Annotated in this window: 14 protein-coding genes; 8 read left to right on the top strand and 6 right to left on the bottom strand. The window is 66.7% G+C overall.

Annotated elements, in window-relative coordinates; genetic code table 11:
- Nucleotides 1-75: 75 nt before the first annotated feature.
- Together acnD and prpF are read left to right on the top strand one after the other, a co-directional pair.
- The gene (gene acnD / locus AB4Y36_RS34475; protein ID WP_368685396.1) at nt 76-2,673 is read left to right on the top strand and encodes a Fe/S-dependent 2-methylisocitrate dehydratase AcnD; all 2,598 of its coding nucleotides are present in this window, start codon (nt 76-78) and stop codon (nt 2,671-2,673) included.
- Between the two features lie 58 nt (nt 2,674-2,731).
- On the top strand, nt 2,732-3,922 hold the full coding sequence (gene prpF / locus AB4Y36_RS34470; protein WP_368685351.1) for a 2-methylaconitate cis-trans isomerase PrpF: 1,191 nt from the start codon (nt 2,732-2,734) through the stop codon (nt 3,920-3,922).
- A 104-nt stretch (nt 3,923-4,026) separates the two neighbouring features.
- Here prpF and AB4Y36_RS34465 read toward each other — a convergent pair whose 3' ends face one another.
- Nucleotides 4,027-4,890: a peptidoglycan DD-metalloendopeptidase family protein gene (locus tag AB4Y36_RS34465; protein ID WP_069266205.1), complete on the bottom strand. Its 864-nt coding sequence runs from the start codon at nt 4,888-4,890 to the stop codon at nt 4,027-4,029.
- 716 nt (nt 4,891-5,606) lie between these two features.
- Between AB4Y36_RS34465 and AB4Y36_RS34460 the strand changes: the two genes are divergently transcribed.
- Both AB4Y36_RS34460 and AB4Y36_RS34455 read left to right on the top strand, forming a co-directional pair.
- A complete protein-coding gene (locus AB4Y36_RS34460; protein ID WP_342946603.1) occupies nt 5,607-6,704 on the top strand; it encodes an OpgC domain-containing protein in 1,098 nt (365 codons plus the stop codon).
- Nucleotides 6,705-6,833: 129 nt separating this feature from the next.
- The gene (locus tag AB4Y36_RS34455; protein WP_342946604.1) at nt 6,834-7,688 is read left to right on the top strand and encodes an alpha/beta hydrolase-fold protein; all 855 of its coding nucleotides are present in this window, start codon (nt 6,834-6,836) and stop codon (nt 7,686-7,688) included.
- A 36-nt stretch (nt 7,689-7,724) separates the two neighbouring features.
- Here the strand turns inward: AB4Y36_RS34455 and AB4Y36_RS34450 are convergent, their stop codons facing one another.
- A complete protein-coding gene (locus AB4Y36_RS34450) occupies nt 7,725-8,792 on the bottom strand; it encodes an AI-2E family transporter (RefSeq protein WP_069266203.1) in 1,068 nt (355 codons plus the stop codon).
- Nucleotides 8,793-9,174: 382 nt separating this feature from the next.
- On the opposite strand from AB4Y36_RS34450, the gene AB4Y36_RS34445 reads away from it, so the two are divergent.
- Nucleotides 9,175-9,474 carry a DUF3331 domain-containing protein gene (locus AB4Y36_RS34445; protein ID WP_069266348.1) on the top strand — a complete coding sequence of 100 codons (300 nt, stop codon included), beginning with the start codon at nt 9,175-9,177 and terminating at the stop codon, nt 9,472-9,474.
- Nucleotides 9,475-9,497: 23 nt separating this feature from the next.
- On the opposite strand, the gene AB4Y36_RS34440 is transcribed toward AB4Y36_RS34445, so the two are convergent.
- Nucleotides 9,498-9,989 (bottom strand): thioesterase family protein, encoded by a 492-nt coding sequence (locus AB4Y36_RS34440; protein WP_368685350.1) that lies wholly within the window; start codon nt 9,987-9,989, stop codon nt 9,498-9,500.
- 234 nt (nt 9,990-10,223) lie between these two features.
- Here AB4Y36_RS34440 and AB4Y36_RS34435 point away from each other — a divergent pair, with 234 nt between their 5' ends.
- Nucleotides 10,224-12,776, top strand: a complete 2,553-nt coding sequence (locus AB4Y36_RS34435; RefSeq protein WP_368685349.1) for an adenosylcobalamin-dependent ribonucleoside-diphosphate reductase — start codon at nt 10,224-10,226, stop codon at nt 12,774-12,776.
- A gap of 156 nt (nt 12,777-12,932) precedes the next feature.
- On the opposite strand, the gene AB4Y36_RS34430 is transcribed toward AB4Y36_RS34435, so the two are convergent.
- The 3 genes from AB4Y36_RS34430 to AB4Y36_RS34420 all read right to left on the bottom strand — a co-directional run bounded on the left by AB4Y36_RS34430 (nt 12,933) and on the right by AB4Y36_RS34420 (nt 17,181).
- On the bottom strand, nt 12,933-14,981 hold the full coding sequence (locus tag AB4Y36_RS34430; protein WP_368685348.1) for an EAL domain-containing protein: 2,049 nt from the start codon (nt 14,979-14,981) through the stop codon (nt 12,933-12,935).
- 220 nt (nt 14,982-15,201) lie between these two features.
- Nucleotides 15,202-16,134 (bottom strand): NAD(P)-dependent oxidoreductase, encoded by a 933-nt coding sequence (locus AB4Y36_RS34425; protein ID WP_368619135.1) that lies wholly within the window; start codon nt 16,132-16,134, stop codon nt 15,202-15,204.
- A 66-nt stretch (nt 16,135-16,200) separates the two neighbouring features.
- On the bottom strand, nt 16,201-17,181 hold the full coding sequence (locus AB4Y36_RS34420) for an AraC family transcriptional regulator (protein WP_069266198.1): 981 nt from the start codon (nt 17,179-17,181) through the stop codon (nt 16,201-16,203).
- A gap of 191 nt (nt 17,182-17,372) precedes the next feature.
- Here AB4Y36_RS34420 and AB4Y36_RS34415 point away from each other — a divergent pair, with 191 nt between their 5' ends.
- Nucleotides 17,373-18,425, top strand: a complete 1,053-nt coding sequence (locus tag AB4Y36_RS34415) for an NAD(P)-dependent alcohol dehydrogenase (protein ID WP_069266197.1) — start codon at nt 17,373-17,375, stop codon at nt 18,423-18,425.
- A 298-nt stretch (nt 18,426-18,723) separates the two neighbouring features.
- On the top strand, nt 18,724-19,686 hold the full coding sequence (locus AB4Y36_RS34410; protein ID WP_368602837.1) for a LysR family transcriptional regulator: 963 nt from the start codon (nt 18,724-18,726) through the stop codon (nt 19,684-19,686).
- The last annotated feature ends 202 nt before the right edge of the window (nt 19,687-19,888 follow it).

Below are 19,888 nucleotides of genomic sequence, written 5' to 3'. Positions count from 1 at the left end.
GCGATGCGTCGTAGCGTGACGACGTCGCCTTCGATCCTGCGCATCGCCGCTTACAATCCATTTGGTCCCCAAGCCGTGAATACCGCCTACCGCAAGTCCCTCCCGGGCACCCGGCTCGATTACTTCGACGCGCGCGAAGCCGTCGAGGCCATCCAGCCCGGCGCCTACGCCACGCTGCCGTACACCTCGCGCGTGCTCGCCGAAAACCTCGTGCGCCGCTGCGACCCGGCCACGCTCACCGCCTCGCTTACGCAGCTCATCGAGCGCAGGCGCGACCTCGACTTTCCGTGGTTCCCGGCGCGCGTGGTCTGCCACGACATCCTCGGGCAAACCGCACTCGTCGATCTCGCCGGCCTGCGCGACGCCATTGCCGACCAGGGCGGCGACCCCGCCAAGGTGAATCCGGTCGTACCGGTGCAACTGATCGTCGACCACTCGCTCGCCGTGGAATGCGGCGGCTTCGACCCGGACGCGTTCAAGAAGAACCGCGCAATCGAAGACCGCCGCAACGAAGACCGCTTCGACTTCATCAACTGGACGAAGAAGGCGTTCAAGAACGTCGACGTGATTCCTCCGGGCAACGGCATCATGCACCAGATCAATCTGGAGAAGATGTCGCCGGTGATCCAGGCGCGTGAAGGCGTGGCGTTCCCCGACACCTGCGTCGGCACCGACAGTCACACGCCGCACGTCGATGCGCTCGGTGTGATCGCCATCGGCGTGGGCGGCCTCGAAGCCGAGAACGTCATGCTCGGCCGCGCCTCGTGGATGCGCCTGCCCGATATCGTCGGCGTGGAGCTGACCGGCAAGCGCCAGCCCGGCATTACCGCCACCGACATCGTCCTCGCCCTCACCGAGTTCCTGCGCAAGGAAAAGGTCGTGGGCGCCTATCTGGAGTTCCGTGGAGCAGGCGCATCGAGCCTCACGCTCGGCGACCGCGCCACGATCTCCAACATGGCGCCCGAGTATGGCGCCACGGCCGCGATGTTCTTCATCGACGACCAGACGCTCGAGTATCTGCGTCTCACGGGCCGCGACGAAGAGCAGGTCAAGCTCGTCGAAACCTACGCGAAGACCGCGGGCCTGTGGGCCGATACGCTCGCTAACGCGCAATACGAACGCACGCTGACGTTCGATCTTTCGAGCGTGGTGCGCAACATGGCCGGCCCGTCGAATCCGCACAAGCGTCTGCCCACATCCGCTCTCGCCGAGCGCGGCATTGCAGGCAAGTGGGAAGAAACGCCGGGCCAGATGCCCGACGGTGCGGTCATCATCGCCGCCATCACGAGCTGCACGAACACGAGCAACCCGCGCAACGTGATCGCCGCGGCGCTGCTCGCGCGCAACGCGAACGCGCGCGGCCTTACGCGCAAGCCGTGGGTAAAGAGTTCGCTGGCGCCGGGATCGAAGGCCGTCGAGCTTTACCTCGAGGAAGCCAACCTGCTGCCCGATCTGGAAAAGCTCGGCTTTGGCATCGTCGCGTTTGCATGCACCACGTGTAACGGCATGTCGGGCGCGCTCGACCCGAAGATCCAGCAGGAAATCATCGACCGCGACCTGTATGCGACCGCCGTGCTCTCGGGCAACCGCAACTTCGACGGCCGCATTCACCCGTATGCGAAGCAGGCGTTCCTCGCCTCGCCGCCGCTCGTCGTCGCGTACGCGATTGCGGGCACGATCCGCTTCGACATCGAACAGGACTCGCTCGGCACGGACAAGGACGGCAAGCCCGTGTACCTCAAGGACCTCTGGCCGAGCGACGAAGAGATCGACGCCATCGTCGCGAAGAGCGTGAAGCCCGAGCAGTTCCGCAAGGTGTACGAACCGATGTTCGCGGCCACCGCGGTAACAGGTGAAACGACCGACCCGCTCTACGACTGGCGCGCGCAAAGCACCTACATCCGCCGCCCGCCGTACTGGGAAGGCGCGCTGGCCGGCGAGCGCACGCTCAAGGGCCTGCGCCCGCTCGCGGTGCTCGGCGACAACATCACGACCGACCACCTCTCGCCCTCCAACGCCATCCTGCTGGACAGCGCAGCGGGCGAGTACCTCGCGAAAATGGGCCTGCCCGAAGAGGATTTCAACTCGTACGCGACGCACCGCGGCGACCACCTCACGGCGCAGCGCGCAACTTTCGCGAACCCCACGCTCATCAACGAGATGGCCGTGGTGGACGGCAACGTGAAGAAGGGCTCGCTCGCGCGCGTCGAGCCGGAAGGCAAGGTCACGCGCATGTGGGAAGCCATCGAAACCTACATGGAACGCAAGCAGCCGCTCATCATCATCGCGGGTGCGGACTACGGCCAGGGTTCGTCGCGCGACTGGGCGGCCAAGGGCGTGCGTCTCGCGGGTGTGGAAGCGATCGTAGCGGAAGGCTTCGAGCGCATTCACCGCACGAACCTGATCGGCATGGGCGTGCTGCCTCTCGAGTTCAAGGCGGGCACGAACCGCACGACGCTCGGCATCGACGGCACGGAAACCTACGACGTGATCGGCGAGCGCACGCCGCGCGCCGACCTCACACTCGTGATTCAGCGCAGGAACGGCGAGCGCGTGGAAGTGCCGGTCACCTGCCGACTCGATACGGCCGAGGAAGTGTCGATCTACGAAGCCGGCGGCGTGCTGCAGCGTTTCGCGCAGGACTTCCTCGAATCGTCACAGGCAGCGGCATAAACGGGAAACGGGCGGCGCAGCGCTCACACGCGCGCCGCCCTTCGTTTCAGGACAACACATGGCACACGTACCTCAGATCAAGATCCCCGCCACCTACATTCGCGGCGGCACCAGCAAAGGCGTGTTCTTTCGCCTCCAGGATCTGCCCGCTTCGGCGCAGCAGCCGGGCGTTGCGCGCGACAAGCTGCTCATGCGCGTGATCGGCAGCCCCGACCCGTACGGCAAGCAGATCGACGGCATGGGCGGCGCGACGTCGAGCACGAGCAAGACCGTGATTCTGGCGAAGAGCAGCAAGCCCGACCACGACGTCGACTACCTGTTCGGCCAGGTCGCCATCGACAAGGCCTTTGTCGACTGGAGCGGCAACTGCGGCAATCTCTCCGCCGCCGTGGGCCCGTTCGCGATCAGCGGCGGCCTCGTCGACCCGAGCCGCGTGCCCGACAACGGCGTGGCGACGGTGCGCATCTGGCAGGCCAACATCGGCAAGACCATCATCGCGCACGTGCCGATGACGAACGGCCACGTGCAGGAGACGGGCGATTTCGAACTGGACGGCGTGACCTTCCCCGCCGCCGAAGTGCAGCTCGAATTCCTCGACCCGGCCGCCGAGGAAGAGGGCGCGGGCGGCGCGATGTTCCCCACCGGCAATCTCGTTGACGACCTCGAAGTGCCTGGTGTGGGCACGCTCAAGGCCACGATGATCAACGCGGGCATCCCGACGATCTTCGTGAACGCCGAGGCCATCGGCTACACGGGCACGGAATTGCAGGACGCGATCAACAGCGACGCGCAGGCGCTCGAGAAGTTCGAGACGATCCGCGCGCACGGCGCGCTGCGCATGGGGCTCATCAAGCACCTCGACGAGATCGCCACGCGCCAGCACACGCCGAAAATCGCCTTCGTGGCGAAGCCCGCGGGCTATACGGCGTCGAGCGGCAAGCGCGTGGAAGCCGGCGATGTGGACCTGCTGGTGCGCGCCATGTCGATGGGCAAGCTCCACCACGCCATGATGGGCACCGCGGCCGTGGCGATCGGCACCGCGGCGGCCATTCCCGGCACGCTCGTGAATCTCGCGGCGGGCGGCGGCGAACGCAGCGCGGTGCGCTTCGGGCATCCGTCGGGCACGCTGCGCGTAGGCGCCGAGGCGCGTCAGGAAAACGGCGAATGGACGGTCACGAAGGCCATCATGAGCCGCAGCGCGCGCGTGCTGATGGAAGGCTGGGTGCGAGTGCCGGGCGACGCGTTTTAAGCAGCGGTTTTAGGAAGTACGCGGTTTGCGATGATGAAATAAACCGCCCTGACGTTGTGATGCGTCAGGGCGGTTTTGTTTTTCTCGCCGCACAGGTGGGACGCTCAGCCCTGCGGAGAAGAAGGCAAATAGGGCATCGGGTCCACTGGCTTCCCATCGCGGCGCACCTCGAACAACACCGCCACGCGGTCGTTGTTCTCGCTACCCATCTCGGCGATCTGCTGGCCCTGATGCACCGTGTCACCGGTCTTCACGAGCAGACGTCGATTGTGCGAGTAAGCCGTAAGGAAGTCCTTGTTGTGCTGGACGATGATCAGGCTGCCGTATTCGTTCAGGCCCGTGCCCGCATACATGACCTTGCCGTCGGCGGCGGCGAGCACGGGGTCGCCGGCCTTGCCCGCGATCTCGATGCCGCGCGTCGTGCCCGGCGCGAACGGTTCGACCACACGGCCATGCGCTGGCCACACGAGTGCGACGCTGTTCGAATGGCGTGCCACTTCGGCCGCAACCTGGCGGTTTCCAGCTGCGTTCGGGCTGGCATTCGCCGTCGCTCCGCCTGCTTGCGGCGCGGCCACCTGGACGGTGATCGTCTGCTTTGAAACCAGCTTGATCGACTGGCCTGCGCGCAGGTGAGCGTTCGGCTTCAGGTGATTCCAGGTGGCCAGATCCTTGACCGACACACTGTGCTTTTGCGCGATGCGCTGAAGCGTGTCACCGCGGCGCACGCGCACGTAGGTCGTTTTGGTGACGACGCGCGTGACGGGCGCACTCGTCGCTTGTTGTGCGCTGCTGGCGTCGGCGCTCGCTGCGTCGGAGGCCGGGGTCGCCGCTGCCGCCGTGTCAGGCTGCGGTTGTTGCTGCGGCTGCTGCTGATTCATGTTGGCGCAGCCCCCCAATAGGGCCGCCAATCCCAACGCGGCCCAAAACCCTTTGAGGCCGCGCTGACCGATACGATCGTCTTCAAACATAACCCTCTCTCCTGCGGTGCCTGCAGCCGTGCGATGCAGCGAATGGCTGCCCCGGACGGTCTGCCGCGTATGCCGCGCTCCCGTCCCTCATGGCGTGCCGGCTCGCCTGCGCCGGGCTGCGTCGATCTGCATCTAAACCGACGACATCTCGAACCATAAACATTCAACGCACGCGATCGCCCCATTAACGAACGAGCGTGCCATCTCAAATTCGATCCGGCATTGTAAAGCGCAACTCCACGAAATCAGCCCAGGGAGAACACTTTGAAACAAATGTTAATTAGCCGAATTCTTGCTCAGCAGCGCATTGGCAAAGGGCCAGAGTAAATCGCCCAAACCCGCGTCAGGGCGGCGTTTGGTGCACCTGCATGATCGTGCCCCATCCCCTGCCTTATCGGCACACGTCCCAGAAACTTGAACAGCGCACTGGCCGCGCCCACTGAAAGCTATTTGAAATTACGCTAACATCGGCGGTGTCAACGTAAACCCGCATTCGGCGGGAACCCTCGCGTATTCTTCAGGTCTTTTCCTGCGTTTGTCGTGCGGCCGCCCTGATGGCCACTTCCCGGTTCCCGGCGCGAGGCGCGCCGCGAACGTCGCCCGAATTCCTGATTTCCCGATTTTTAGCCAGGTACTTCCAGCATCTGCCCGCCCGGCCCGTTTTGCATCATCGGCTGCTTCATGCGCCTCATACCGGCCCGGCCTGCTGCCCCACCATGCCAAAGTCATCCAACCGTCTAGTCGAACTCGATTTCTTCCGCGGCCTCGTTCTGCTCATCATCGTCGTCGATCACATCGGCGGCAGCATCGTCTCGCGCGTCACGCTCCACGCCTACGCGCTGTGCGACGCGGCCGAGGTCTTCGTCTTCCTCGGCGGCTTCGCCACGGCCACCGCGTGGGCCACGCTGTGCGCACGCCGCACCGAGGCCGCGGCGCGGCAGCGTTTCATCAAGCGCGCGTTCGAGATCTACCGCGCGTTCGTCGTGACGGCGCTGTTGATGCTGCTCGTCACGGCGATTCTCGTGGCGTGCAACGTGGATGCGCCCAACCTCGCCACCACCGATCTCGACGATCTCACGCTCGCGCCTGCCGCCGCTTTGCGCGACATCGTGCTGTTGCGCCGCCAGCCGTATCTGGCCGGCGTGCTGCCGATGTATGCCTGGTTCGCCCTCGCCGCCCCGCTCGCATTGCCGCTTGCGCGCACGCGGCCGTGGCTGCTGCTGGCCGTGAGCCTCGTGCTCTGGGGCGTCGCACCGCACCTGGCACCGTGGCTGCCGCACGTCGAGGACGTGCAATGGGACTTCAACCCGTTCGGCTGGCAGCTGATGTTCGTGCTCGGCGTGATCGCGCAGGCGCAACCCGTGTTCCAGCGCGTGACTGCCCATCGTCTCGGCACGCTCGTGACCCTCGCCGCACTCGCCGTCGTGGCGGGTGCCGCGATCTATCGCCTGCAGCTCGGCAACGTCGCGCTCGACGGCGACTTCAAGCGCAACCTCGCATGGTTTCGCGTGCTCAACTTCCTCGGCATCGCGTGGCTCACGGCGCATGTCATCCGCTTCGGCTGGGCGAAGCGCGTGGCGCATGCGCTGCCCTGGGTGGGCCTCGTCGGTCGCAAGGGGATGCTCTCGTTCGTGGCCGGCGCCGTCATTTCGCTCACGGTCGACTCGGTGCTCTACTGGTACACCGACGGCTATCTGAACGTGCCGCTCGGCCTCTGCGCAGACGCCGTCGCGATCACCGCGCTGCTGCTCGTCGCGCGTGCGTCCGACCCGCTCAAGCGGCTGCTGCCCTCGCGCGCCAAAGCTTCCGCCTGAAACGACGCGGCGCACAGGCCATGCACTGCGCGCCGGCGAACCGATCATCATGGCTTCCGGCACGCATGAGCGGCTGCTAGCATGATGACCCCGCGCCGCCCGCGCGCCACCGCTCTCGATGTCCCTGCCATGCGCAGACTCCTTCGCACCGCGCTGCTCCCGCTCGCTCTCTCCTGCGCGGCGTTCGCCACGCCCGCGGCGCCGGCCGCAGCGAGCACCGTCGTGGTCCGCACGTTCCACGCCGAGGCGCTCAACCGCGACTGGCCATACGTGGTGTACCTGCCGAACGGCTATCGCGCCGACCAGCACCGCTACCCGGTGCTCTATCTCCTGCACGGCAACAACGGCGAGCCGATGGACTGGGTCACGCAAGGCCAGCTCCAGACCACCGCCGACACGCTGATCGCCCGTCACGAGATCCCCCCCGTGGTGATCGTGATGCCGCAGGGCGGCACCGACTGGTACGTCGACCGAAAGGAGAGGATGGAGACGGCGTTCTTCCAGGATCTGCTGCCCGAGATCGAGGCGCACTTCGCGGTGGACGACGCGCGCGACGGCCGCGCGATCGGCGGTGTCTCGATGGGCGGGTTCGGCGCGCTGCGCTACACGCTGGAGCACCCCGACATGTTCTGCGGCGCGTTGCTGCTGTCCCCGGCGGTCTACGCGGGCGACCCGCCGCCCAGTTCGGCGGCGCGTCACGTGGGCGTGTTCGGCGATCATCAGTTCGATGCGCAGATCTGGCGCACGCTCAACTATCCGGCGCTCTGGAAGCCGTACTTCGCGCAGCCCCGGCGCGTGCCGTTCTTCATCGCGGCCGGCGACGACGACCTCGTGATCCAGGCCGAGTCGTCGCTGCTCTACACGCGGCTGCGCGAGGCCGGCAATACGGCGGCGCTGCGCATCGTGGACGGCGGCCACGTGTGGCCTGTGTGGCGCGAGCTGCTGCCCGCCGCGCTCAAGTACACGCTCGCCTGCTTCCGTTGAGCAAGGCACGAGGCGCGCCTCGCCCTGAACTGAGCGTCACTCCGCCCAGTTCACCCAAAGCACCATCAGCACGGTCATGAGCGCCGGGCCGATGAAGATGCCGATCAGGCCGAAGGTCGTCGCCCCGCCCAGAATGCCGAACAGCACGAGCAGAAAAGGCAGACGCGTGGAATTGCCGATCAGCACGGGCCGCACGAAATGCTCGGCGACGAACACCACCACGAATCCCCATATCGCGAGCGCCGCCGCCGCGATCAGCGAGCCCTGGATGACGAGCCACAGCGCCGCGCCGCCGAACACGATCGGTGCGCAAAACGGCAGCATAGCCGCGATGGCGGTGACCGTGCCGAGCAGCGCTGCATGCGGCACGCCGGTCGCGATATAGGCGGCGGTCAGCAGCACGCCCTCACCCAGCCCCACGACCACGAGCCCCGTGACCGTGGCGCGCACGGCGGCAGCCATGCGCTGCAGGAGTTGCGCGCCGTCGGCGCCAAAGGCGCGGCGCGCACCGCGCATCACCGTTGCCGAAAGACGCGGGCCGGCCCGGAAGATCACGAACAGCGTGACGAGCATGAAGCCGAACGTCATCGTGGCGTGGGCGGCGCGCGCACCGAAGTGGCGGCCGAACGAGGTGATGGTGTCGCCGTGCAGGCTCTTCATCGCCGGCGAAGCCTTGAGCGGCTGGGCGAGATTGGCCTGCCACCAGTCGCTCACCTGACGGCTGCCGACCGGTAAATGTGAAACGAAGTCGGGCACCGGCACGCCGTTCTCCTGGGCGTCGCGCAGCCACAGGTAAAGCTCGTGGGCCTCGCCGCCGGCCTGAATGGCCGTGACGGCGATCGGCAGCAGCACGAGCAGGCCGATCGCGGCAGTGAGCAGCGTGGCGATCAGCGTCTTGCGGCCCTTGAACGGGGCGCGTCGCTCGATCGCCTGATAGGTCGGCCACAGCACGATGGCAAAAACGCTCGCCCAGGCCACGGCGGGCACGAACTCGCGCACGATCCACAGCGCCAGCAACACGAGCGTGGCGTACAGCACCGCAGAGGCGGCGCGCTGGATTTTTTGCTCGTTTGCGGAGTTCGGAGCAGGCGGACGATGAATCATGTAACCTCTTGAAAATTCAAAAACAGCTGGCCGGTTTCGTGGCTGCGCAGGTGCGGTGCCACCCGCCAGCGCGGTGCAGAAAATCGATCCAGCCGGGCTGGTCTTCCCTCAGATCCCAATCCGCCCCGGTCGTTCCGTCCCTATCCTGGAACGCCCTCCAGGCGCCCGTTTTCGGGCCCCTCGATGTCGCGCCACGCACAACAGTGCGTTGCACAAATTCGAGATGTCGACCCCAAATCCGCGCAAACCCCCATTCCTTCGTGAATCGCAACGTGTCGCAGGGCGATTGTTGCTGATAATGGAATGGTGTTTCAACGGCGACAGAATGGCACTTGTCAGCGCGCAGGACTACATTCGCGGCACCACACTTACGGAGCCGACAATGAAGAAAAAAGCGTGCCTCTCGCTTGACGGAGCCAACGGTGAGCGTATCGAAATACTCGAGCAGACGGATACGGCGCTGGTGATCCGCTGGGTCGAACCCGGTCGCTGCCATTATGGCGAACAGCGCTGGCGCCGCCGCTCGGCGCATTCGTCGGGCACCTGCGCGGTGTCGCGCCGCAAGATCCGCCGGGGCGACGCCGTCTTCAAGCCGGCCGAACGTCCCGCGCCGCTCAACGCCTCCGTCATGATCGCCGCCGAAGTGTTCGGCGCCCTCATCGGCGCGGAACTGCCGAAGTAAGCGCGGCGACGTCTGCCGCGGCCTCAGCGAGGCGCGAGCGAAATGGCCCGCGCGGCATGGCGCGGCGCGAAGCCCGCCGAGGCGGCGCTCAACGCTGCCACGCGCGCGAGCACATCGGCGTCGAACGGCGCCGCGCGCGGGCCCGAGCGGTCCACGTGCAGGAGCAACTGCTCGCTCGCCGAGACGGCCGAGGCGAGCGCATCGTCAAGATCGCCCGCGAACATCTCCAGATACAGGCGCATGCGTTTCGCGTCGTGCTCGATCACCCGGACGTCGATGCGCACCTGCGCGCCCTCCTTGATCTCGCGGAGATAGTTCAGGTGCGCCTCCAGCGTGTACATCGACCGCCCGCGCGCCTCGCGCGCCGCCGCGTCGAGCCCGATGGCGTCGAGCAGCGCGTCGGTCGCGTAGCTGTAGATCAGCATGTAGAACGCATCGCGCAAGTGGCCGTTGTAATCGACCCACTCCGCGCGCACCGTGTCGCGGTAGACCACGGGCGCCGTTTCGTTCGTCATCCAGTCTCCTCTCCCGTCTCCATATTTGGTGCCCGCGTGCAGGCGGGAGCAGTGTAACCGCAGACACGCCTCGTCCGCCGCGACACCGGCATGCTCCGGCGCCGCCGCATGCGCGCTCGCGCCACCGTGCACGCCGCGCGCCGCTGGGGTAAGGTTGAACGGTCGCGGCCCAGCCGCCGCCCTTCGAACGCCCTTCAACTGCCGCTCCCGCGCGGCGCTACGCGAGGTCCGGTCATGGCAGAAAACACGCCCCCGCTTCCATTTCCCCCGCAGCAGTTCTCGCTCGACGTGATGCTCGAGAAGTACGCCAAAGGCGACGAGCAGACCGCCGACGACATCTACCGCCGCGTGGCGCGCGGCGTCGCGCAGGTCGAGCCGCCTGCGCTGCGCGCCGAGGTCGAGGCGCGTTTCGTCGACAACCTGCGCAATGGCGCGCTGGGTGCGGGGCGGATCATGAGCGCGGCGGGCGCCGGCATCGAAGCCACGCTGATCAACTGCTTCGTGCAGCCGGTCGGCGACAGCATCCAGGGCGTGGATGACGAAGGCCGCCCCGGCATCTACGTCGCCCTGCTGCAGGCCGCCGAAACCATGCGGCGCGGCGGCGGCGTGGGCTACAACTTCTCGGCGATCCGGCCGCACGGCGCACACGTGAAGTCGACTGGGTCGAGCGCATCGGGCCCGTGCAGCTACATCGACGTGTTCGACGCCTCGTGCCGCACCGTGGAAAGCGCGGGCGCACGGCGCGGCGCGCAGATGGCCGTGCTCGACTGCGATCACCCCGACCTGCCCGAATTCATCGAGGCCAAGCATTCGAAGGGGCGCTGGAACAACTTCAACGTGTCGGTCGCGGTGACCGACGAATTCATGCGCGCGGTGGAAAACGACGCGCCCTGGCAGCTCGTGCATCGCGCCGAGCCCTCGCCCGCGTTGCGCGCCTCGGGCGACCTGCGGCGCCGCGACGACGGCCTGTGGGTCTACGCCGAAACGCGCGCCCGCGCGCTATGGGACGCGATCATGCGTTCGACCTACGACGTGGCCGAGCCGGGCGTGGTGTTCATCTCGCGCATGAACGAGGACAACAACCTGCGCGCGCTCGAATCGATCCGCGCGACCAACCCGTGCGGCGAGCAGCCGCTACCCGCGTACGGTTGCTGCAACCTCGGACCGCTCGACCTCACCCGCTTCGTGATCGACCCGTTCGCCCAAATGCGCGGCGGCAAGGCAGATTTCGACTGGAATCAACTCGCCGAGCGCACGGGCACCCAGGTGCGCTTTCTCGACGATGTGCTCGACGCCACGCTCTGGCCGCTGCCCGAGCAGCAGGCGGAGGCGGCGGCCAAGAGGCGTATCGGCGTGGGCTTCACGGGACTCGGCGACACGCTCGTGATGCTCGGCATCCGCTACAACTCGCCCGAAGGCTGCGAATTCGGCGCGCGCGTGGGGCGCACGATGCGCGACGCGGCCTATCGCGCCTCCGTCGAGCTTGCGCGCGAGCGCGGCGCGTTTGCGCTCTTCGACGCGAAGTCCTACCTCGAAGAAGGCACCTTCGCCTCGCGCCTGCCCGAGGACCTCAAGGCCGAGATCCGCGCGCACGGCATCCGCAACAGTCATCTGCTTTCCATCGCGCCCACCGGCACGGTGAGCCTCGCGTTCGCCGACAATGTCTCGAACGGCATCGAGCCCGCGTTCTCGTGGACCTACCAGCGCACACGCCGCATGGCCGACGGCAGCCGCGAAACGTTCAATGTCGAAGACCACGCGTGGCGCGTATTCCGCGAACTCGGAGGCGACGTGAGCGCACTGCCCCCGTACTTCGTGAGCGCGCTGGAAATGAGCGCACAGGAACACGTGGCGATGATGGCGGCCGTGCAGCCGTACGTCGACACGTCGATCTCGAAGACCGTCAACGTCCCCGCCGACTATCCGTTCGAAGATTTCGAAAATCTCTATCTCGACGCATGGCGTCGCGGCCTCAAGGGACTCGCGACTTACCGCCCGAACGAGACGCTCGGCGCGGTGCTGCAGACGCTGCCTCCCGAAGCGGCGGCAACGGCCGACGATGCGCTCGGCGACGCCCTGCTCGACCCGCTGCGCGTGGCGATCGACCACCGGCCCAAGGGCGAGCTGCCCGCCGTGATCGAGAAGATCGAATACATCACGCAGACGGGCAAGGTGTCGCTCTACGTGGCGGTGTCGTTTCTCGAAGTGACGGGCCAGGTGGGCGGCGAAGCCGTGACCATCGAGCGGCCCATCGAATTCTTCATCCCCGTGGGCCAGCGCGACGAGCAGCAGCAATGGATCACGGCGACCATGCGTTCGCTCTCGCTCGCGGCGCGAGGCGGCTTCGTCGCGCGCAATCTGCAGGATTTGCGCAAGGTGTCGTGGGATCGCGGCCAGGTGCGGTATGGCGAGACGCAGCGTCTGGACGGCCGGCGCATTCCGCTGTGGCACGACTCCGAGGTCGCGGCCATCGCCTACGCAATCCAGCAGATCCTGCATCGGCGCGGCTTTCTCGATGCCGAGGGACGGCAAGTGCCGTCACGGCTGCTCGCGCAGCGGCGTGACGGTGCGTTGGCCGCGCAGTTCACCGGCAACGCGCGGGCCGGCGCGGAGCACCCCGGCGACCAGGTGCTGGACGGCGATAACGCGCTGCCCGCCGATACCCAGCATGCCTTTGCTCACGCGATGCTCGGCCGCAAGTGCGGATCGTGCGGGGCGAATGCGGTGATCCGCAAAGACGGGTGCGACTTCTGCACGGCGTGCGGCGAGATCGGGACCTGCGGTTGAGGGCTGGTGCTCAAGTCCGGGGCGGCGTGGTGGCCGCTGGCGCTGTTCTACAGCGCGCCTGCGGCCATTTCCCTCGTGTGTATCGCGGTGCTGCAGCGCAAGCAGTCGTCGGCCACGCAAGGCGATGTGGCGATCGCGTTCAGGACTAACGCTCTGCTAGACGGCCGCCGTAATCGCCGCTATCAGCCCGTTCAGCGCAACGCGCCACGTTTCGCTGTTCGGGCCTTCGGTCAGCAGTGCGCCCACCACCTCCCGATGCAACGCGTCGCGTCGCGCGCCGGCGGGCAGAATATCGCCGAAGCCCGTCAGCGACTGCGCGAGCGGCGTGCTGCCGCCCTCGCCCTCTTCGCGCGTCAAGGCGCGCAAGAGGTCTTGCGCCGCTTCGGGCACCGCCGCGATCATGAGCATGCGCTCTTCCCAGATCACGAAGCGGGCGAGCCGCGCCAGGAGGCCTTCCGTTCCAGCGCCGCTTTCGACGTTCGCGGTCGCGGCGAAGGCCGGCGTCGTGTCGAGCCATTCGATGAGACGTGCGCCTTCCATCGGCTTCGCGATGCCATAGCCCTGCGCGCCGTCCACGCCGAGAATGGCGAGCGCGCGAAGGAGGTCGAGCGTATCGATGCCTTCGGCAAGCACGCGCCTGCCCAGCGAATGGCCGAGGCGCGTCAACTGATAGATCACGCGCAGCGTACTGAGCGCGTCGCCGCCGCTCACCTTCACCATCTCGCGGTCGAGCTTGATCCAGTCGAAGGGCAATTCCCGCAGTCGCGTGAGGCCACTATGCCCCGCGCCAAGATCGTCCTGCGCGAGCAGCACGCCCAGCTCGCGGAACTTCGCGAGAATGGCGCGCTGTCCCTGGCTCAGCGACAGTGCTTCGTTCTCCAGAACTTCCAGCGTGAGCCGCTCAGCCGGGCAACGGTGCGCGGCCAGCGCGGTGCGGGCGGCCTCGAAATAGCGGATGTCGTTGAGCGCCGCCGGCGGCAGGTTGATCGAGACGTCGAGATCGCGGCCCTGGGCGTACCAGCGTGCGCGGTCGGCGAGCGCCTGCTCGATGCCGCGTGCGAAGAGTGCGAGCAGATCGTCGGAAGAGAGTGCCGAGAGAAACACGTCGGGCACGAGCAGGCGCTCGCCGTCGCGCAGACGCGCCAGCGCTTCGACCTTGGTCGCCTTGCCCGTGGCGAGGCTGAGCAGCGGCTGATAGTGCATTTCCAGCGCGCCGGTACGCACGAGCGCCGCCCAATGCTGGCGCACGCTCACCGGCACCGCGGCGCTCAGGCCGTCGTTGCCGGCGATGCGCGTCGCGGCGCAGCCGAGCAGCGTTTGCAGTAAATCGACGAAGGCCACCTGATCGGGCCCGACGAAGCCGCCCGGAAACGCGCTATACAGACTCAACACGGCGAGCGGCGGCTGCCCGGGCGCGGCCAGCGGAATCGACACCGAAGAGCGCACGCCCTCGCGCGCCGCGAGATCGCGCCACGGCGCGACGAGCGGATCCGTCTGATAGTTGATGACGCGCTCGGGCTTGCCGCTGCGCCACGCACGCCCAATGGCGCCCTGCCCTTGCGGATGATCGGCGCGCACGCTGATTTCCCGATCGTGCGCGGCAAGCACGTTGAGCATGCCGCCTTGCGTCTTGCCGCCCGCGCCGGCCTCGAAGTGAAAAATACCCGCTTCGTCAGGACGTCCGATGGTGCAGGCGCTCACTTCGTCATGCTCCGCCAGCGCGGCAATGACCTGGTCGATGAAATTCGTGTAGCTGCCCGCCTCCCAGACAAGACGCGTGATGCGCAACAGCGCCTCCTGCTGCGAGTCCTGGACGGCCTGATACGCCTTGAGCTGCCACGCGAGGTCGGCGGTCAGACGGCGCGCGTAGAGCGAGAGTTGTTGCGTGCTCACCGTGCGGCCGACGTCCGCGTAGATCAGTTCCTGAAGAATGCCGCGGCTGCGCACGAGTTCTTCCTTGTCGAGCCCGACAATGGCATGAATGCGGCCGATGCGCTGCGCCATGTCCTCATGCTCGCGCGAGGTCGGCCCGAGACTGGCGAGGGCAAGCAGATTCTGGATCTGCCGCGCCTTGAGGTGCGCGAGTTCCGCACCCGAAAGCATTTCGAGGATGCGGCGGGATTTGGGCAAGCGGCCCAGCTCCTCGTAGAAGCGGTTGACCACGTGGGCCGCGTGCTCGTGTAGCGCGCCAATCAGCGTTTTCATTTTTGAGCCTTCGATATCACCGCCCTGGCGTCACGGCCCGGATCTGCAAATCGGGCAGGATGTCGCGCCACGTTCATGGCCATAGTGGTCATTAGCGGCCGCTCGAACAGCGATTGTGGCTCGCACAGAAGGAATGATACGTCATGCGCCGCAGGCGTCCGCGCACGATGGCATACACAAGGCGGCGCAAGCGGGCGCTAAAAGCGCCCAACGTCCGCCTTCAAAGCGGCGTGAGCAACGCCTCGCCCGCGAAGTGCCGCGCCGCGTTTTCGGCGAAATGGCGCACCGTGGCGGTGCGCACGTCGGGCGACGCGCCGGCCACGTGCGGCGTGAGCACGATGTTGTCTAACCCGATGAGCGCAGCGGGCGGCTGCGGCTCGCCCTCGTAGACGTCGAGCCCCGCGCCGCCCAGCGCCCCCGCCTTCAGCGCGAGGGCGAGTGCGGCCGTATCGACCACGCTGCCGCGCGACACGTTGACGAGAAAACCCTGCGGCCCCAGCGCATCGATCACGGCGCGATCGATCAGATGCTTCGTTTGCGCGCCGCCCGGCGTCGCGATCACGAGAAAGTCACTCCATTGCGCGAGCGCCATCACGCTCTCGAAGTAGCGCGCCTGAGCGCCCTCGCGCGGCTTGCGGTTGTGATAGCCGAGTTCCATGCCGAAGCCCGCCGCGCGCTTCGCAACCTTCTCGCCAATATGACCGTAGCCGACAATGCCGAGCCGCCGCCCCGTTACCGTGGGACGCATGGGCAGCGCGTCGCGCCAGACGCCGGTGCGGCACGCGGCGTCGAACTGCGGCACGGCGCGCACGGCCGCGAGCAGCAGCGCGAGCGCGTGGTCGGCCACGCAGTCGGCATTGACGCCCGCGCCGTTGCACAGCGCGATCCCACGCTCGCGTGCACGGTCGAGCGCGATATTTTCGTAGCCCGCGCCAAGCGCGGCCGCCAGTTCGAGCGCGGGCATGCGGTCGATCTCGTCGGCGGTGAGGCCCGTCGTGCCGTTGGTGAGCACCACGTGCACGTCCTTGCCACGTTCCGCGACCGCTTTGGCGCGCGCATCGGCATCGGGCGCGTAGATCACGTCGAACTGTTCGCCAAACCCGGCGAGGTCTTCAGCGGGAAGCAGTATCAGGACCAGCAGGCATGGCTTCATCGTCGTGTCACCCTTCCGTCAATGTTTCGATATGCGAATCGAATACCGCACGCCCGCGCGTGGACTTCATACGGCCGTCACATAACGCGGCGGCAACACCTCGACGCGCGGCGCGGCTGCGGCGGCTGCGGCGTCGCGCGCGCGGCGCATCTGATCGGCCGGGCTCATGCCGAAGAGGCGCTTGAATTCGCGGCTGAACTGCGACGCGCTTTCATAGCCAACGCGCGTGGCCGCCGCGCTCACGGTCAGACCGTCGTGCGTGATCAGGAGCCGCGCATGATGCAGGCGCGTGGTCTTCACGTACTGCATGGGCGACGTCGAGGTGACGGCCTTGAAGTGCGCATGAAAGACGGCAAGGCTCATGCCCGCCTCGGAGGCGAGCGTTTCGACGTCGAGGTCGCCGCGGTAGTCGGTGTGAATGCGCCGCAGCGCCTTCGCGATCCGCCCGAAGTGATGCTGATGCGTGAGCGCCGCGCGAATTGCGTCGCCCTGCTCGCCCATCAGCACGCGGTAGCAGATTTCGCGCACGATCGAGGGGCCGAGAATGCGTGCCTCGTATGGCTGCGCGAGCGCTTCGAGCAGGCGCAGCACGGCGTTCGAGAGCGTGGCGTCGAGCGGCGTGGCGTAGATGCCCGACGGTTCGGACACGGCGCGGCGCGGATCGTCGAGCGCCATGAGCAGTTCAGCGACGGTCGTGAGATCGACGCGGATCGAGATGGCCAGAATCGGCTTCTCGGGGCTCGCCTCGGTCTCGCACTCGAACGGCATCGGCACGGAGAGGACCAGATATTGCTGGGCGTCGTAGATGAACACCTGGTCGCCGAGAAAGCCGCGCTTGCGCCCCTGGCAGACGATGAAAATGCTCGGTTCGTACATGACCGGCTGGCGCGGATGGCTTTCGCTGCCGCGGTAGAGCCGCACGCCTTCGACCGCCGTGGCGTGCACGCCGTCGCGCTGCGTGATTTGCATGAGCAGGTCGACCGTGCGCGCCTGCGTGGCGGCCGCCGGCGCGATGGCCGCCGCGGCGAGGGTTTTGACGTAGCCCATATCGGTTGTGCCCCAAAAGATGAAGTCAGGCAGAGAAACAGGCTTGCCAATCTATCACCGAACCTGTGGATGTGCTGCGCGCCAGGAGAATCAGGCAAGTCTTCGATAGCTTCAGGTATTCCCTGGGTGGGTGCCGATCCTTACGATGGGAACCCTGCCGCAACACCCATGCACTAGAGGAGAGCCAACCCATGTACCCAACCTACGGATACGCCGCCCGCGACGCCGCCTCGCCGCTCGCCCCGTTCGAATTCCAGCGCCGTGACATGCGCGAACTCGACGTCCGTATCGACGTGCTGTTCTGCGGCGTGTGCCACTCCGACCTGCACCAGGCGCGCGACGAATGGCGCAACACGATTTACCCGGTCGTGCCCGGTCACGAGATCGTCGGCCGCGTGGCCGAAGTCGGCAAGGGTGTCACGAAGTACAAGGTGGGCGAACTCGTCGGCGTGGGCTGTCTCGTCGACTCCTGCCGCACCTGCCCGAGCTGCGCCGAAGGCCTCGAACAGTATTGCGAGAACGGCTGGGTCGGCACCTATAACGGCGCCGACCGCGTGAGCGGCGACATCACCTACGGCGGCTACTCCACGCAGCTGGTGGTGGACGAAGCGTTCGTGCTGCGCGTACCCGAGAACCTCGATGCCGCCGCGGCCGCGCCGCTCCTGTGCGCGGGCATCACCACGTATTCGCCGCTGCGCACGTGGGGCGCCGGCCCCGGCAAGAAGGTCGGCATCGTGGGTCTCGGCGGCCTCGGCCACATGGGCGTGAAGCTCGCGCATGCCATGGGCGCGCACGTGGTGCTGTTCACCACGTCGCCGTCGAAGATCGAAGACGGCAAGCGCCTGGGCGCGGACGAAGTGGTGATCTCGAAGGACCCGGAGCAGATGCAGGCGCACGCCAACAGCTTCGACCTGATCGTGAACACCGTGGCCGCGCAGCACGACCTCAACCCGTTCATCGAGCTGCTGCGCCGTGACGGCACGATGACGCTGGTGGGCGCGCCCGAACACGATCACCCGTCGCCACAAGTGTTCAACCTGATCCTGAAGCGCCGCCGTCTGGCGGGCTCGCTGATCGGCGGCATTGCAGAAACCCAGGAAATGCTGGACTTCTGCGGCAAGCATGGCATTACGTCGGATATCGAAATGATCAAGATGCAGGACATCAACAACGCCTATGAGCGCATGCTCAAGAGCGATGTGAAGTACCGCTTCGTGATCGACCTCGATTCGCTGCGCAAGTAACGCGCACGCAGCGCGGCAAACAAGCGCCGCGCACCCAGACGTACCACCCTGCCCCGCCGGGCCATCCGTTCCGGATGGCCCGCCAGCCCTTTCCCTTCGAGGCCTTCTTTTTTGGCCTCCCGTAGTCGAGCCGGCGTCACATACGCCGCCATCCAATCGTCATGGCTGTTTAACCGCTGAGCGTCGCTTTCCGCGAGACGCCGGCACCGCGAAGCGCTTTCATCGCTACGCGGCTCACCCTTTTGCTGCAGCAGCGCGGATTTCGTTCAAGCCTCAAGCCCATTGCAGGAGCTCGCCCGTGATCGACCGCATCCAGGCGATGCGCACGTTCGTGCGCATCGTTGACACCAATAGTTTCACCAAAGCCGCGCAGTCACTCGATATGCCGCGCGCCAGTGCCACCACGCTGATGCAAAACCTCGAATCGCTGCTCGGCACGCAATTGCTCGTGCGCACAACGCGGCGCCTTTCGCTCACGCCCGAAGGCGCCGCGTACTACGAGCGCGCCTCGCAGATCCTCGCCGACATCGACGATGCCGAAGCGAGCGTGCGCCAGTCGCCCGGCGCGATCGGCGGGCGCTTGCGCGTGGAAATGCCGGGGCTCATCGCCAATGCGATCGTGCTGCCCGCGCTCGACGCCTTCCACGCGCGCTATCCGCAGATCGACCTCGTGATCGGCGTGAGCCTGCGCAACGTCGACCTCGTCGGCGAAGGCGTGGATTGCAGCATCCAGCTCGGCGAGTTGCCCGATTCGGGACTCGCGGCGCGGCGCCTCGGCGTGCTGGAGCACGTGACCTGCGCGAGCCCCGCGTACCTTGAGCGGCACGGCGCGCCGCAAACGCTCGACGATCTCGCGCGGCATCCGGTCGTCAACTTCCTCTCGCCGCTCACGGGCCGCCCGTTCGAGTTCGACTTCGAGGTGGAGGGCAGTCCGACCAAGGTGAAGGTGGATGGCTTCGTACATGTCTCCGACGAGTTCGCCTACCTCACGTGCGGTTTGCAGGGCTATGGGCTGATCCAGCCGCCGCTGCTCGCTGCGCAGCCGTACCTGGACAGCGGTGCGTTGGTCGAGGTGCTGCCGCAGTGGAAGCCGCTGCCTACGCCCGTTTCGGTGGCGTTCGTGAAGTCGCGACAGTTGTCGCCGCGTGTGCGCGTGTTCGTTGACTGGCTCGCGGAGCTGTTCGAGGATGCTGGCGCGGTGAATCGCGATCTCTCGCGGGTGCGGCAGTTGCTGGAGGGGCTGCAGTTGGCGCCGGTCTGAGCGTTTGCGGCTTTTGCTTTGGCCTTTCCTTGTGTTCGCGTCGGTATGCAAGTGTTGCCCCTGTGCGGGGCGGCACCTACTTTCTTTGCGGCGGCAAAGAAAGTAGGCAAAGAAAGCCGCTCAAACCGCTAGCGCCTGCCACAGTTCACATCTCGACGTAAATGGTGAATGGCTCCGGAGCGTCTGTCACCTCGCACCTTCA

This window comes from Paraburkholderia sp. BR10936 (genome assembly GCF_040965735.1).
Lineage (GTDB): Bacteria > Pseudomonadota > Gammaproteobacteria > Burkholderiales > Burkholderiaceae > Paraburkholderia > Paraburkholderia nodosa_A.
This window is presented reverse-complemented; position numbering and strand designations above follow the sequence as displayed.

Bases quoted from the DNA above. Each gene is read 5' to 3' on its own strand.
- AB4Y36_RS34455 (WP_342946604.1), top strand. From the start codon at position 6,834: ATGCGCAGACTCCTTCGCACCGCGCTGCTCCCGCTCGCTCTCTCCTGC.
- AB4Y36_RS34440 (WP_368685350.1), bottom strand. From the start codon at position 9,989: ATGACGAACGAAACGGCGCCCGTGGTCTACCGCGACACGGTGCGCGCG.
- AB4Y36_RS34450 (WP_069266203.1), bottom strand. From the start codon at position 8,792: ATGATTCATCGTCCGCCTGCTCCGAACTCCGCAAACGAGCAAAAAATC.
- AB4Y36_RS34425 (WP_368619135.1), bottom strand. From the start codon at position 16,134: ATGAAGCCATGCCTGCTGGTCCTGATACTGCTTCCCGCTGAAGACCTC.
- AB4Y36_RS34415 (WP_069266197.1), top strand. From the start codon at position 17,373: ATGTACCCAACCTACGGATACGCCGCCCGCGACGCCGCCTCGCCGCTC.
- AB4Y36_RS34420 (WP_069266198.1), bottom strand. From the start codon at position 17,181: ATGGGCTACGTCAAAACCCTCGCCGCGGCGGCCATCGCGCCGGCGGCC.
- AB4Y36_RS34430 (WP_368685348.1), bottom strand. From the start codon at position 14,981: ATGAAAACGCTGATTGGCGCGCTACACGAGCACGCGGCCCACGTGGTC.
- AB4Y36_RS34465 (WP_069266205.1), bottom strand. From the start codon at position 4,890: ATGTTTGAAGACGATCGTATCGGTCAGCGCGGCCTCAAAGGGTTTTGG.
- prpF (WP_368685351.1), top strand. From the start codon at position 2,732: ATGGCACACGTACCTCAGATCAAGATCCCCGCCACCTACATTCGCGGC.
- AB4Y36_RS34445 (WP_069266348.1), top strand. From the start codon at position 9,175: ATGAAGAAAAAAGCGTGCCTCTCGCTTGACGGAGCCAACGGTGAGCGT.
- AB4Y36_RS34435 (WP_368685349.1), top strand. From the start codon at position 10,224: ATGGCAGAAAACACGCCCCCGCTTCCATTTCCCCCGCAGCAGTTCTCG.
- AB4Y36_RS34460 (WP_342946603.1), top strand. From the start codon at position 5,607: ATGCCAAAGTCATCCAACCGTCTAGTCGAACTCGATTTCTTCCGCGGC.